The sequence below is a fragment of the Brachyspira intermedia PWS/A genome, from assembly GCF_000223215.1.
In the GTDB taxonomy this organism is placed as follows: domain Bacteria; phylum Spirochaetota; class Brachyspiria; order Brachyspirales; family Brachyspiraceae; genus Brachyspira; species Brachyspira intermedia.
In genome coordinates this window covers 2653929-2667557 of the sequence record NC_017243.1, presented here as the reverse complement: position 1 = coordinate 2667557, position 13629 = coordinate 2653929, and the positions used below count along the sequence as shown (strand labels likewise).

General features: G+C 26.6%; 15 protein-coding genes. 8 read left to right on the top strand and 7 right to left on the bottom strand.

Annotation, left to right across the window (positions count from 1 at the left end):
* The first annotated feature begins 11 nt into the window (after positions 1-11).
* The 6 genes from BINT_RS11510 (at position 12) to BINT_RS11490 (ending at position 3397) form a co-directional block, all read left to right on the top strand.
* Positions 12-716: a flagellar filament outer layer protein FlaA gene (locus BINT_RS11510; protein ID WP_041177637.1), complete on the top strand. Its 705-nt coding sequence runs from the start codon at positions 12-14 to the stop codon at positions 714-716.
* 144 nt (positions 717-860) lie between these two features.
* On the top strand, positions 861-1007 hold the full coding sequence (locus tag BINT_RS14895) for a hypothetical protein (RefSeq protein WP_014488754.1): 147 nt from the start codon (positions 861-863) through the stop codon (positions 1005-1007).
* A 17-nt stretch (positions 1008-1024) separates the two neighbouring features.
* The gene (locus BINT_RS11505; protein WP_014488753.1) at positions 1025-1549 is read left to right on the top strand and encodes a hypothetical protein; all 525 of its coding nucleotides are present in this window, start codon (positions 1025-1027) and stop codon (positions 1547-1549) included.
* A 12-nt stretch (positions 1550-1561) separates the two neighbouring features.
* Positions 1562-2356: a nucleoside triphosphate pyrophosphohydrolase gene (mazG, locus tag BINT_RS11500; protein ID WP_014488752.1), complete on the top strand. Its 795-nt coding sequence runs from the start codon at positions 1562-1564 to the stop codon at positions 2354-2356.
* Positions 2353-2826, top strand: coding sequence for a glutathione peroxidase (locus BINT_RS11495; RefSeq protein ID WP_014488751.1), 474 nt, complete (start codon positions 2353-2355; stop codon positions 2824-2826). The genes mazG and BINT_RS11495 overlap by 4 nt, the downstream gene beginning before the upstream one ends.
* Positions 2827-2968: 142 nt before the next feature.
* Positions 2969-3397, top strand: a complete 429-nt coding sequence (locus BINT_RS11490) for an ankyrin repeat domain-containing protein (RefSeq protein WP_041177445.1) — start codon at positions 2969-2971, stop codon at positions 3395-3397.
* A gap of 225 nt (positions 3398-3622) precedes the next feature.
* On the opposite strand, the gene BINT_RS11485 is transcribed toward BINT_RS11490, so the two are convergent.
* The 7 genes from BINT_RS11485 to BINT_RS11455 form a co-directional block, all read right to left on the bottom strand.
* Positions 3623-5275 (bottom strand): amino acid ABC transporter ATP-binding/permease protein, encoded by a 1653-nt coding sequence (locus tag BINT_RS11485; protein ID WP_014488749.1) that lies wholly within the window; start codon positions 5273-5275, stop codon positions 3623-3625.
* A 48-nt stretch (positions 5276-5323) separates the two neighbouring features.
* Entirely contained in the window at positions 5324-7072 is a 1749-nt protein-coding gene (locus BINT_RS11480) for an ABC transporter ATP-binding protein/permease (RefSeq protein ID WP_014488748.1), read from the bottom strand.
* A 29-nt stretch (positions 7073-7101) separates the two neighbouring features.
* Positions 7102-7575, bottom strand: a complete 474-nt coding sequence (locus BINT_RS11475; RefSeq protein ID WP_014488747.1) for a TetR/AcrR family transcriptional regulator — start codon at positions 7573-7575, stop codon at positions 7102-7104.
* 113 nt (positions 7576-7688) lie between these two features.
* Positions 7689-8294 carry a hypothetical protein gene (locus tag BINT_RS11470; RefSeq protein ID WP_041177444.1) on the bottom strand — a complete coding sequence of 202 codons (606 nt, stop codon included), beginning with the start codon at positions 8292-8294 and terminating at the stop codon, positions 7689-7691.
* Positions 8295-8310: 16 nt separating this feature from the next.
* The gene (locus tag BINT_RS11465) at positions 8311-8718 is read right to left on the bottom strand and encodes a YbaN family protein (protein WP_014488745.1); all 408 of its coding nucleotides are present in this window, start codon (positions 8716-8718) and stop codon (positions 8311-8313) included.
* A 137-nt stretch (positions 8719-8855) separates the two neighbouring features.
* Positions 8856-9530: a hypothetical protein gene (locus BINT_RS11460; protein ID WP_014488744.1), complete on the bottom strand. Its 675-nt coding sequence runs from the start codon at positions 9528-9530 to the stop codon at positions 8856-8858.
* Between the two features lie 521 nt (positions 9531-10051).
* A complete protein-coding gene (locus BINT_RS11455; RefSeq protein WP_014488743.1) occupies positions 10052-11116 on the bottom strand; it encodes a Leu/Phe/Val dehydrogenase in 1065 nt (354 codons plus the stop codon).
* 335 nt (positions 11117-11451) lie between these two features.
* On the opposite strand from BINT_RS11455, the gene BINT_RS11450 reads away from it, so the two are divergent.
* On the top strand, positions 11452-12465 hold the full coding sequence (locus BINT_RS11450) for a SagB/ThcOx family dehydrogenase (protein ID WP_014488742.1): 1014 nt from the start codon (positions 11452-11454) through the stop codon (positions 12463-12465).
* A 53-nt stretch (positions 12466-12518) separates the two neighbouring features.
* Positions 12519-13613 (top strand): streptolysin associated protein SagC, encoded by a 1095-nt coding sequence (locus BINT_RS11445; RefSeq protein ID WP_014488741.1) that lies wholly within the window; start codon positions 12519-12521, stop codon positions 13611-13613.
* The last annotated feature ends 16 nt before the right edge of the window (positions 13614-13629 follow it).

Here is a 13629-nt window from a genome sequence, read left to right as displayed (position 1 = left end):
GAAGAATGAATATGAAAAGATTAAGTATCTTGATAACAATGTTAATTCTAACTGTTGCATTCTTGTTGTTTGCCCAAGATGCGGCTCAAACAGGTGAGCAAACTACTCAAAATCAGGGTGAAGATGGTAATAATTTCGTAACTGAAGCTATCACTAATTACTTAATAGATGATTTTGAATTTGCTAATACTTGGCAAGCTTCTATGCCTAGAGATTATGGTGTAGTTAGTATTATTCGTCGTGAAGGCGGTCCAGCTGATGTTGTAGCTGAAGGTGCTGAAAATAATAAATATATTTTAGGTGCTAAAGTAGAGTACTTCAGAACAGGTTATCCTTGGTTCTCTGTTACTCCTCCTAGACCTGTTAAAATACCTGGTTATACTAAAGAACTTAGTGTTTGGGTAGCAGGACGTAACCATAATAACAAAATGAGTTTCTACATTTACGATGTAAATGGTAAACCTCAATCTGTTGGTAATGAAGCTCTTAACTTTATGGGTTGGAAAAACATTACTGTACAAGTTCCTGCTAATGTAAGACAAGAAGAATTCAGAGGTCAAGTTGAACAAGGTATTAGCTTTATGGGTATACATGTTAAAGTTGATCCTAAAGATTCTTATGGTAAATACTATATCTATTTCGACCAATTAATGGCTAAAACAGATATGTACTTAGAAACTTATAGAGAAGAAGATGACCCATTAGATACTTGGTAATAATAACCAGTTGAAATGAATATTAAAGGTGAAGTATTATTAATAGTACTTCACCTTTTTTATTATTTAAATTTTATAAAGAACTTGAAATTAATATAAATTTATATTAAACTAATAAAATATTTTATTAAAAAGAGAGTTTTTATGTCTAATATAAATTTACTGCTTCTTATTGGATTTATATTACTGGCTGTGTATTCTATAACAACTAGAATTGTAAATAGTAGAGCAAATAAAGATAAAAAAGAAAATAATAATAATTATGAAGAAGATAATGATTCAAAAGAATAAAATATAAAAGGTATAAAATGAGTGAATTAGTTATATATTTAATAATAGCCGTTATATGGGGTATAGTAAGTTTGATTCAAAAAGCAACAAAGGGAAATAAACAAAACAAAAAACCAAAACAAAAAACTTATACTCAAAATAATAAAAAAGTTAATAATAAAAGATTTAATGATAATAAAAATGAAGAACAAATATTTAAAGAATTACAAAGAAATATTAAAAATTTAAAGAATTATAATGAAGAAGTTCTCAGAGAAAATACAAAAAGAGAAGAAGTGTATACTAGTAGTTATGAAACTTCAAATAATGACAGAGAAATATTAGAGCTTCAAGAAAAATATAATTCTAAAATGTCACAAATTAATGCTATAAAAGAAGAAACAGTCAGCAGTGATTTTAATAATATTAGAACATCAGAAAATAAAAGACAAGTTAATCATATGTTATCTTCATTAGATATAAAGAATGCTATAATATATAATGCTATACTTGAACCTAGAAGAATTAATTATATGAGAATAAAAAAATCAAAACTTAGTTAAAGAGTCATAATAATGAAATCATTTGAAGAACTTATATCTATAATACAAACTTTAAGAGGAGAAAATGGATGTGCTTGGGATAAGGTACAGACTTTTGATAGTTTAATACCTTGTTTTTTAGAAGAGGCTTATGAACTTGTAGAGGCTATCAACAATAAAGATTATGAGAATATCAAAGAAGAACTTGGAGATGTGCTTTTGCATGTTGTATTTTTTTCAGAGCTTGCAAAAGATGAAAATAAATTTAACATAGATGATGTTTGTAAAAATATTAATGAAAAACTTATAAGAAGGCATCCGCATGTATTTGGTGATAGTAATGTAAAAGATGTGCAGGGTATACTTAAGCAGTGGGATAAAATAAAAAAAGAAGAGAAAGGTACTGACGGGGCAGATGAATTTAAAAGTGTGCTTGATGGAATACCTAAATCACTTCCTATTATGGAAAAATCCTATAAATTAATGAAAAAAGCAGCTAGTGTGGGCTTTGAATATGAACATATTGATGACTCTTTATCTAAAGTAGAAGAAGAACTTTTGGAAGTAAAAGAGGCGTATAAAGAGCAAGATAAGGAACATTTGGAAGAGGAAATAGGGGATTTGATTATGACTGTTCTTGATTTTGCTCGTATGAATAAAATTAATCCTGTAAATTCTCTTATTAAAGTTAATGAAAAGTTTAGAAAAAGATTTAATTATGTTGAAAAAACTGCCTATGAAATGAATAAGAAATTAGAAGATATGTCTTTAGATGAAATGGATCAACTCTGGAATGAATATAAGAAAAAAGAAAGAGAAAATAAATGAGCATATATGATTTCAATGTTAAAGATATCAATGGTAATGATGTGTCTTTAGCAAAATATAAAAATAAAGTTATTTTGATAGTTAATACAGCTACTAGATGCGGTTTTACCAAGCAGTACAAAGATTTAGAAAATATATATGAAATGTATAATAGCAGAGGATTTGAAATATTAGATTTTCCTTGTAATCAGTTTTTAAATCAGGCTCCTGAATCAGATGAAAAAATAGATAATTTCTGTAAACTTAAATATAATACGACTTTTGATAGATTTAAAAAAATAGATGTTAAAGGAAAAAATATAGAACCTTTATATTCATATCTTATTAATAATAGCAATTATTTATTTAATAAAGATATAAAATGGAATTTCACAAAGTTCTTAATAGATAGAAATGGTAATATAGTAAGAAGATTTTCTAGTTTTTCATCTTATAGTGCTATAACTAAATATATAGATAAACTTATATAGTATTTTGTACATTACAGTATACTAAATCTGCTTTTTATGAATTTATTTTATCAATTTTTCACATATACTTATGAGCTTTATATTGCAAAATTTCAAGTTTTATATTATAATATTGGCATATTAAATTCAGGGGTTTTAATTAATGCCAATTAACACTAATTTATATAAAAGATCCAAATTATACGACTTGCTTTCTAAAATTATTAAAAAGAAAGATGATGAAAATTTTGACTTGAAGGATCATATCAATAAATTATTGGAGCTTATATCAAAAAGTACAGAGGAAGAAGTAAATTATGCAGATAATAAAATAAGCTGTCTTCATCTTGCTGTGCAGATAGATAATGCTGATGTAGTTGCAGCTTTAATAGCAAAGGGTGCAAATGTTAATGCTATAAATGAGAGAGGTGTTAGTCCATTGCATACTGCTATCATAAAAAATCAGCCTGAAGAAGTTATAAAAGTATTATTAGATAATGGAGCTGATTACAACATAGAAGAAGCAAATTTTTCAGCACTTGCTTTGGCAGAAATAATGAATGTTCCATATATGCATTTATTTAAAAAATAAGTTTATTTCTATTATATTTAATCACTATTTTCAATATATTTTAATTTTTTAAATATAGCTGTAATTATAGTTGTATATATTATTTGTTATAGTTATTTCTAGCTATAGAATTATATACAGGTATTTTTATATTATAGATAAGTTTATATGATTATATTTTGATAAGGTATGTATATAATGAAAATCTATTAATATATAGATTCTCATTATATACTTAATTTAATTTTAACTTACTCTGTCAGTTTTCATTTTATAAATTTTATCTGCTATATTGAGAGTAGAAAGTCTATGAGAAACTAAAACAACTGTCCTGTTTTCACTATTGTCTTTTATGGACTTCAATATAACAGCCTCATTCAAACTATCAAGATTGCTTGTAGGTTCATCAAGAAGTATGAAAGGAGCTTTATGTAAGAAACTTCTTGCTATTCCTATTCTTTGTTTTTCTCCTCCTGATAAAGTATCTCCAAGTTCACCTACATTTGTATCATAACCATTAGGCAGACTCATAATAAAGTCATGTAATGAAGCTTTTTTGCATGCTTCCACAACTTCTTCATGAGTGGCATTTTGATCAGCTATTTTTATATTGTTTTCTATAGTATCTTTGAATATAGAAGTTTCCTGAGTTACATAGCTTTCCATATCTCTTAATTTATCTGTGTTGATATCTTTTATATTAGTATTTGATATTTTAATACTTCCTTCTTTAATATCCCAGAAACGCATGAAAAGTTTAAGAAGTGTTGATTTTCCGCTTCCACTTTTTCCGCTTATACCTATTATTTTATTAGGCTCTATCTCTAAATTATAATCATTTAATATATTCTCACCTTCATAATCGAAATATACATCTTCACATTCAACACCATTGAAAGAAATATCTTTTTTGCCTTCATAAACTTCTTCTACTATAGGCTTTTCAGCAAGTAAATTGAGTACTCTCTCTCCGCTAGCTAATGTCATAAATAAATTGTTTGATAAATTACTCAATGCTATAACAGGACCAAAAGAACTTGCCATTGCTATAGTAGGTATTATAATCGCAGCAAAATTTGATTCTTTTGATATCATTATACTTACAATAAGAACAGCTAATGTAAATAATGATACAGCAGAAGTTGTAAGTCCTGATATTATACCTTCATATTTTTTTAATTTTTTATTTAAATCCATTAAATCATCAGTTTTACTTTCTATATTTTGTATTCTTTTCTCACCATATCCGAATTGAAGTATTTCTTTTATTCCCCATAAACTGTCAAGAAAATAACTGTTTAATTTTCCGAAATTATTTCTATAAGCCATTCCATCATTTTTCCCAAATTTAGATGAAAAATAAGGAATAATAAAACCTATAGTAAAATATCCCAAAAAAGCAATAGCACCTAGTACAATATTAAAACTTCCTATGAATATTGTCATTATAAGAGAAGTTAATATTCCTATAGCTATAGGTGAAATAGTATGGGCATAAAATACTTCTAATAATTCTATATCGCTTGTAATAAGTGCTATTAAGTTTCCTTTATCTCTTCCTTCAAGTTTGGCAGGAGATAATTTTCTTAAAGCTTTGAAAACTTTATCTCTTATTAAAGCAAGTAATTTAAATGCTATATAATGATTGCTTAACTGTTCAATATAGTGAAGTATCCCTCTTAAAGCTGCAAGTACTAAAACAGTTATAAATATAGTTTTTATTGTAAATAGAGAATCTAAACCTAAATATGTTAATATGGCATATCCTCCAAATATAGTTATAGATATAGCACATAAAAAACCTAATACTCCTGTAGTTATAGCTAATATCATAACATGCATAAGCGGAGTAATTAAACCAATTAATTGTGCCATAATTTTTATACCGCTTCTTCTCATCGTGTAAACTCCTATTAATTTATTTTTTATAATTATTAATGATGAAAATTAAATGGCTATGCTTAAGCTTTCGCTTTTAGTTATGCTTTCTAAGTTGCTTTGTTCATTGTAAATTTTAGCATACTCTCCATTTAAGCTCATCAGTTTATTATGAGTTCCTTCTTCCATTATTATTCCGTCTTTTAAGAAATATATATGATCTGAAGGTATACAGTTATAAAGTCTATGAGATATAAGTATTACAGTTTTTTCTTTAGCAATATCTCTTATAATCTGCATAATGCTCTCTTCGCTTTCAACATCAACATTGGAAGTAGCTTCATCAAATATATATATGTCAGCATTAAAAAGTATTGCTCTAGCCAAAGCCAATCTCTGTCTTTGTCCTCCGGATAAATTGGCAGCTTTTTCCATTATTACAGTATTGAGTCCGTTTTCAGTTTGAAGAAAATCATAAAGCTCAACTTTCTTTAATGCTTCATTCATTTGATTTTCTGTGATAGTATCTCCAGCCATTTTTAAATTGTCATATACAGTGCCTTCAAATAAATAACTATTATGATCAACAACAACTATTTTTTTGTATAAATCATCTTTATTTATTGTATCAAGTTCTAAACTTCCGATTTTTATTGAACCTTTATAATTTTCATTTTTCAAAGATATGAGTCCTGCTATAGTGCTTTTTCCTGAACCTGAAACGCCTACTATAGAAACGAATGATTTTTCTTTTATAGTCATATTAATATTTTTTAATATAGTTTTATTTTCATTATATGCAAAACTTACATCTTTAAAAGTAATCTCTTCATTTTCTTTATTTATATTATTTACTCTCTTATCATCTTCTTCCATATCAAGTATTTCAAACATCTTGTCGCTTGCTGATATTCCGTTCATAGCTATGTGGAAGAAAGAGCCTAAAAGTCTTAAAGGTATAAAGAATTCAGCAGAAAGCATTATTATAGTGAATGTGCCTGCTAAATTTATATTTCCTTTCATATATTCAAGTACAGATATTATTACCCCTAAAGCAGCTCCGCCATAAGCTATTATGTCCATTATAGTAGTAGAGTTAAGCTGCATAAAAAGAAGATTCATAGTAGCGATTCTGAACTTTTCAGCTTCTATATTCATTTCTTCATTTTTCTTTTCATCTGCTTTATATATTTTTAAAGTAGTAAGTCCCTGTACATCTTCTAAAAATATTTCACCTAAATCGCTGTAGCTTCCCCAATATTTTTTTAATATTCTCTTAGCAATTTGTACTATGGCAATGATTGATATAGGTATAAGAGGAACACATATCAAAAGTATAACAGCCGACTTAACGCTTATAGTAGAAAGTACACAAAAAAGTACTATAGGAGCTATCATACTATAGAAAAACTGAGGAAGATAACGTCCGAAATAAGTTTCTAATTGATCAACGCCTTCCATAGATATCTGAACTATTTCACTTGTAGAAAATTTTTCTTTATATCTGCTTCCAAGTGTTAGAAGTTTTGAGTACATTTTTTCTCTTAAAGTTTGTTTTACTCTTCCTGAAGCATGATATGACATATTAGCCATTAAAATATTGAATCTGAATCTCAATATTATTATAACAAAAATGGCAATAGCAAGTTTTAATATATCTTCTTTTAATACATTGCCTTGTGAAGCTTTTTGTATTATATCAGCCATGAAAATTACAGCTGTTATATTTAGAGCCAAATTCACAAGCTGTATTATCACATGCCATGCTATGTATTTTTTAGCATTTCCCATTAATGATATAAGTCTTTTATTAATCATAAACTTTCCTTTATTTTTATTTTAATATATTAATAAATGGTTCTTTTTATTATTTCTTTTATCATAGAACCATCATAATCTGCATTAATCATAGAGCTGATAATAAATGAGAATATAGTATCTATAAATTTATCAGCAGTAAAATTATCATTAAATGCATCTTCTTTTACTTTTTTATCATTCATAAGAGTTTTATATAATCCCTCTTTAATATGCTTTTTTATCATATTCATCATATTGATGCCTTTGCTTTTATTTTTACCAAACATCATAGTGGAATGCATAGAGAAAAAACTAGGGTATTTTTTACTTCCTTTCTCTAAACTTTTATAAATAGTATCAACAATATCCAAAAAATTATCAGATTCTAAACAAACATTTAAAGGGTGGAATATATCCATCCATACACTTCCTATAACTTCTATAGTAAGTTCTTCTTTAGATTTAAAATAATTATATATAGATCCAACAGCTATATTAGAGGCTTCCGCAAGAGAACGCATATTTATTGAATTAAGTCCTCTTTTTTTATTAATTCCCTGCTTACTCTAAGTATTTCTTCTTTTGAAGTTACAACATTATTCATTCAATAGTCCTTTTTAATATAGTATTTTATTTAATAAATATAGTATCTTACACCCATACTCATTCTTCCAAAACCTGCCATATTCAATTTTTTAGGGTATCCCAATGATTTTCCATTAAATATATCATGAAGTCCTCCGCCAAATTCTAGTACTATACCAACATGTTTGCTCACATTGATATTAAAACCTGCTCCTCCTCCTACTTCCCAATAAAAAGGTCTAGCAAATAAAGATTTACCGCTTTTATCTGGTTCAAAGGATATAAATCCAAAACTCACGAAAGTAAATGCATATCTTGCTATAGTTATCTTATCTATATATTCATCCTTGTTTCCAAAAGTAAATTTCTGCATAAATCCTAATTGATACATATCAGGATTATCATCATATATTTTTGAACCTACTATTGAAGTATAGCTTTTCATCTCAAAATTATTATACTTAAATAATTTAAATCCAAACTCTATATTAACACTTGTTTTTATAGTGTCAGCACTGCTGTAAAGTCCTATAGAAAAAAATCTATTATCAAGTCCAGATAACAATTTATTCTTTTTATCCTCTTCTGTATAAGCAATTTCAAATAAACTCAATGAAATAATATTTATTATAATAATATATTTACATATCTTCATAATAGTACCCAAATAATTAATTTTCTTTATCTAATTCAATATTTGTTTCTATGCTTTCGCTGTATTCTTTTGTAGTTTTTATATAAGCAAAGAAATATATATATTTTATTAATAGTACTACAACTAATGCTATTCTAGCATGCAAATGATTTATGAATATGAATGCTATTGAAAGCATGATAGTAACAGGTATCAATATAGTTAATTTAGATTTTAAAGTCATAGTTTTTGATTTAACAAAACTTTCTAAATGCTTTTTATAAATATTAGTTGATATAAACCAATCATGAAATTTTTTAGATCCTTTAGCAAAAAAGAATCCTGATAAGAGTAAAAAAGGTGCTGTTGGAAGTATAGGAACTACCACTCCAACAATACCTATACCCATAAATAAAAAACCTAAAGATATAAATAATATTCTCATAATTTAGCCTTCATATTGAACATTGTTCAGTATTTGAGTAAAATAAATGTTCAATATATCATTGCTTTACGCCTTCATATTGAACATTGTTCATTATAAACTATATTTAAATTTTGTCAATAAAAAATAATATACAATTATAAAGTTTTTTTCTTTGTGTTGTTTCTATCTAAAGCTTCTTTTAATAATTCGCCGTTAGGATATATTTCTTTACACATATTAATATATTTCTGATAATTTTCTTCATCTTTTGTTTTGAAATAATATTGAGATATCCAAATATAAGATAAATATTTTTGATATTTTTCTTTAGCATTTGAAAGAGCATCATTAAAATATTGAAAAGCCTTTTTATCGCTTCCGCCTGCTATTGCCGGAGCATGCATATATCCTACACCTGTACCAAGAAGTGCAAAAAAGTTTTTATCATCTGTTTCTAATATTTTTTTATATATATCTTTGCTTTTTGATCCGAAAGAAATTTTTTCAGAAAGTCCTGAATAATAAACAATATAATTCATAAGTTCAGATACGCTTATCAAATAATCAGCATCATTAGATTTTTCATAATCTTTATTTTGATTTATAGCTTCTTTTAAGTAATTATATTTTTCTTTATCATTAGTCATAGTTTTTGCTTTGATAAGAGAATAAATATTTTTATAGGTTTGAGAGTTATTGTTTTCTATAGTTTTTATATTATAGCTTGATGAATAATAGGCATTGTAAAAATTATTAATATCCTTTGAATTATAAGAATATAAAAGGCTTGCTAATATAAGCATAATTATCATAGTTTTTATAGTATTCATAGAGGTATCCTTATTTGTTTTTAATTGAGTCGTCATTCTAATATCAAAAAAATAAAAAGCAAGAAAATAATAACTTTATGATAAAAAGTTCATTTTAGATCGCAGTGTATACCTAAACAACTATATTTTGTCAACTGCGAGCTGCAGCACCTTCCCGCACGGCACTGTTTCATATTATCAAATGTCTGCTATACGTGCGGCTGATTATTTATTATTGTACAAAATTAATAATTCATATTACAGATAAAACATATTTAGCTAATATTAGATAATATTTGATATCATAAAAAATTATAATTTATAAAATATAGTTATTTAAGTATATATTTTTTATATTATCAAATTATTGGAATTTATAAATTTTATTTTATGCTTGTAATTTGAGGCGAGCATAGCAATATAAAAAAGCGAGCCGAAAACATAAAATAAATTTATTTATTTTATGCTCATAGTTTGAGGCGAGCATAGCAATAATAATAAGCTTTTAAATAAACCTATTATTATTGCTATTTATTTTTTAATTATCTTCTTATATATCTTGAATGTATTTCGCCTATAGATTCTATTCTTTGCATAGCTAATTTATCGGCAGCTTCATTTGTAGAAATATTTTCTCTGTCGGATATTTCAAATATTTCTAATATTCTATTATATATTTTTTCTGTAGCAGTTTTAGCAGCCTCATAATTATAGGTAGGATTTTCCATAGCCACATTTATAACGCCTCCTGCATTTGCAACATAATCAGGAGCATAAACAATACCTTTCTCTTTCAATATTCTTCCATGATGAGATTCTTTAAGAACATTATTAGCTGAACCTGCTATAACTTTGCATTTTAATTTTGGTATAGTTTCATCATTTATTATAGCACCTAATCCGCAAGGAGCAAATATATCCACATCTTGTTCATATATAGAATTAACATCAACTTCTTTAGCTTTATATAGTTCAACAGCCTTTTTCACTTTATCATTATCAATATCAGATACGAATAAATGAACATTATCTTTAGCTAAATAATCACATAATACCAAACCTACATGTCCAAGTCCCTGAATTGATATTTTTTTGCCGCCTAAATTATCAGTTCCGAAAGCTTTTAATGCACTTGCTTTTATAGCCATATAAACACCATAAGCAGTCATAGGAGAAGGGTCTCCGGATTTGCTTCTTAGTCCTGCTACAAAATTAGTTTCTTTAGCAACATATTCCATTTCTTCTGTACTTGTGTTTACATCTTCAGCAGTGATATATCTTCCGTTTAAAGATTCTATAAATCTTCCGTAAGATCTCCAGAAAAGCTCATTCCCTTTAACTTTTTTAGGATCGGCCATTATTACAGTTTTTCCGCCTCCTAAATCAAGTCCAGCACATGCAGATTTTAAAGACATTCCTCTTGCAAGCCTCAAAACATCTTCTATAGCTTCATTTTCATTATTGTAATTCCAAAGTCTTGTACCTCCAAGAGAAGGCCCTAATTTTGTGGAGTGAATGCAGGTAATAGCTTTAAGACCTGTTTTGCTGTCATTAAAAAATACCAATTCTTCATAATTGTATTTTTCCATATAATTAAAAATTTCCATACTATTATCCCCCTATATTGAAAAAAATACTATATAAATTCAAGTATATTAACTGTTATTTACTTGTCAAGTTTTTATAATGATAATTATTTAATAAATAAATATTTTTAAGTATGTATTTTGTTAATTAATTTTTATATAAAAAAGTTTTGTAAATCACATTTTTTATAATTTTATAATACATTTAATTGATATTATTGTAATTGTATGAAACTATAAAATACATAATGTTGTATTTTTTTATTACTTATTTATTTTAAAATAATGATAATTTTATATTTTTGACTAAATTAATTATTTACTGTTTATAAAAATATATTTAGATAGTTGTTTATATGAAAGCGAAAGATAAGAATTTAAAAAATAAATTAAAAAAAATAGAAGTATCAAAAGAGGAATTGGAAGCTAAAGAGATTCCATTGCTTTTTAGTGTGGTAAATTTTTCTTCAAATATACCTGTTTCTATGTATGCAGATACTATAGGAATAAAAACTTCTGAATCTTCATATAGAGCTTCAATGCATTCGGAAGTAAACAGAAATATCAGTGAAGAATATCTTTTAAACTCTAAAAAATCATCGATAGATTTATCTACAATGCTTGATGTTGTAGGCTATTCATCATTTCCAATAGATGCATCTTTGAGTAATAGGATATTATTAGAAGAAGAAGTACATAAAAAAGGAAATGCCGTTAAACTTCCTCCTTATAAAAATATTAATGCTCCTATAGGCTCTGTAATAAGATCAAGAAGAAGCAGAAGAGATTTCAAAGGAAAGCCATTAACAATGGTTGATTTATCCAATTTACTTTATTATGGAGATGGAATTTCAGGAGATTTTGATTTTAATTTGAATAAAAATGAATACGGAACAATAACTTTTTCAGATAAATACATATCAAAGTTAAGAACAGCTCCTTCAGGCGGAGGACTTTATCCTATATATCTTTATATAGCAGCACTCAATATAAATAATCTTGATAAAGGTATATACAAATACATGCCTTTTACTCATTCTCTTGAAAAAATAAAATTATTCAATGATGAGGATTTAGAAAACTATTATAATAATAATGTTTTCGGCGGCGGTATAGATTTAAGAAAAACGGCATTATCCATTTATTATGTGTATAGTATATATGAAAACTCAAGGAAGTACGGAGATATGGGACTTCAATTTGCTTTAATAGAAACGGGTGAGATTGCTCAAAATATACAGCTTACTGCAGCGGCAAGCGGTATTTTGGCATGCGATATCGGAGGATTTAATAAAACTTTATCCGAGGATTTACTCAATATTGACGGTAATACTAATCATGTTGTGCATTTGACTTTACTTTCAAAATAAAATAATTAAATTTATGGTATGAGAAACATATATAAAAATAATAGGTTAATAAAATGGCTAAAAAAAATATTAAACTTTATGATAATGTGAGTATTTTCTTTAATTCTGATGATGAAATTAGATTTAGAAAGGGAATATGGAATTTTGAAGAGGCTTCTTTAGAGCTTAGTGATTTAAATGACACTATAAAAGAAGCTTTAATATTCATAGCTAAAGAGCTTTTTGATGATAAATTGATTTCTTTTGATGATATAGTAAAGAAATTTTCTCTAAATGATAAAGACAGTAATTTTTTAAATGAGCTTATATCTTCTCTTATAGGCAATAGATTTTTAGAGTATGATGATAAAAAAAATAATATGCTTAATACGGTTTATGAGTTTATAGGGGAATATTTTTATGATATACCAGATGAAAGCAAGGTTCAGAAAAATAAAATAATGTTCATTACAGATAATGACAGATTGAAAGAGTATGCTAAATTGACTTCTGAAGATTTGTATATGAATGTTATTATGATGAATGCTGATGATATAAAAAAACTAGAAAAAGCAAATCTCACAGATACAACAGATGCTATTGAAAATATGGAAAAACATAAAGAATTAATAAAATTATTTGATGATATATCATGTGTTGTTGTAAGTGCCGAGAAGCCAAGATTAAATTTGCTTAGAAATATAAACAGGCTTTTACTTGATAAATCTATACCAATAGTTATATCAATATTAGATGGGCCTTTTTTGAATATTACCACAATAAAGGGCAAAGAAACAGGCTGTTATGAATGCTTTGAAAATAGGGTAGTAGCTAGAAATGAAAGTTTATCAGTTTATAATAAATTTGTGAAGCAGACTATGAATTTTAAATCAAACGGTAAAAGAACATATATAACGCCTATTTTGCAGACATTTACTTCTCTTGCATTGTATGAAGCATTTTTATTTGCTACTATAGGTAAATGCAAACTTGCAGGACGCGTTATTAATGTTTATATACCTTTGTTAGAGATTCAAATTCAGGATTTATTAAGAGTGCCTTTCTGTCCTGCATGCGGTAATGTAAGCAAGGCTAAATATAATGAAATGTATACTTCTTCAAAGGAGATAATAGAAAACTTTTCAAGCAAAGTTATATTAAAGTTATAGTAAAAAATTATAACTA

Excerpts from the sequence above, each read along its gene's own strand:
- BINT_RS11510 (WP_041177637.1), top strand. The coding sequence starts at position 12 with ATGAAAAGATTAAGTATCTTGATAACAATGTTAATTCTAACTGTTGCA.
- BINT_RS14895 (WP_014488754.1), top strand. The coding sequence starts at position 861 with ATGTCTAATATAAATTTACTGCTTCTTATTGGATTTATATTACTGGCT.
- BINT_RS11505 (WP_014488753.1), top strand. The coding sequence starts at position 1,025 with ATGAGTGAATTAGTTATATATTTAATAATAGCCGTTATATGGGGTATA.
- mazG (WP_014488752.1), top strand. The coding sequence starts at position 1,562 with ATGAAATCATTTGAAGAACTTATATCTATAATACAAACTTTAAGAGGA.
- BINT_RS11495 (WP_014488751.1), top strand. The coding sequence starts at position 2,353 with ATGAGCATATATGATTTCAATGTTAAAGATATCAATGGTAATGATGTG.
- BINT_RS11490 (WP_041177445.1), top strand. The coding sequence starts at position 2,969 with ATGCCAATTAACACTAATTTATATAAAAGATCCAAATTATACGACTTG.
- BINT_RS11485 (WP_014488749.1), bottom strand. The coding sequence starts at position 5,275 with ATGAGAAGAAGCGGTATAAAAATTATGGCACAATTAATTGGTTTAATT.
- BINT_RS11480 (WP_014488748.1), bottom strand. The coding sequence starts at position 7,072 with ATGATTAATAAAAGACTTATATCATTAATGGGAAATGCTAAAAAATAC.
- BINT_RS11475 (WP_014488747.1), bottom strand. The coding sequence starts at position 7,575 with ATGCGTTCTCTTGCGGAAGCCTCTAATATAGCTGTTGGATCTATATAT.
- BINT_RS11470 (WP_041177444.1), bottom strand. The coding sequence starts at position 8,294 with ATGAAGATATGTAAATATATTATTATAATAAATATTATTTCATTGAGT.
- BINT_RS11465 (WP_014488745.1), bottom strand. The coding sequence starts at position 8,718 with ATGAGAATATTATTTATATCTTTAGGTTTTTTATTTATGGGTATAGGT.
- BINT_RS11460 (WP_014488744.1), bottom strand. The coding sequence starts at position 9,530 with ATGAATACTATAAAAACTATGATAATTATGCTTATATTAGCAAGCCTT.
- BINT_RS11455 (WP_014488743.1), bottom strand. The coding sequence starts at position 11,116 with ATGGAAATTTTTAATTATATGGAAAAATACAATTATGAAGAATTGGTA.
- BINT_RS11450 (WP_014488742.1), top strand. The coding sequence starts at position 11,452 with ATGAAAGCGAAAGATAAGAATTTAAAAAATAAATTAAAAAAAATAGAA.
- BINT_RS11445 (WP_014488741.1), top strand. The coding sequence starts at position 12,519 with ATGGCTAAAAAAAATATTAAACTTTATGATAATGTGAGTATTTTCTTT.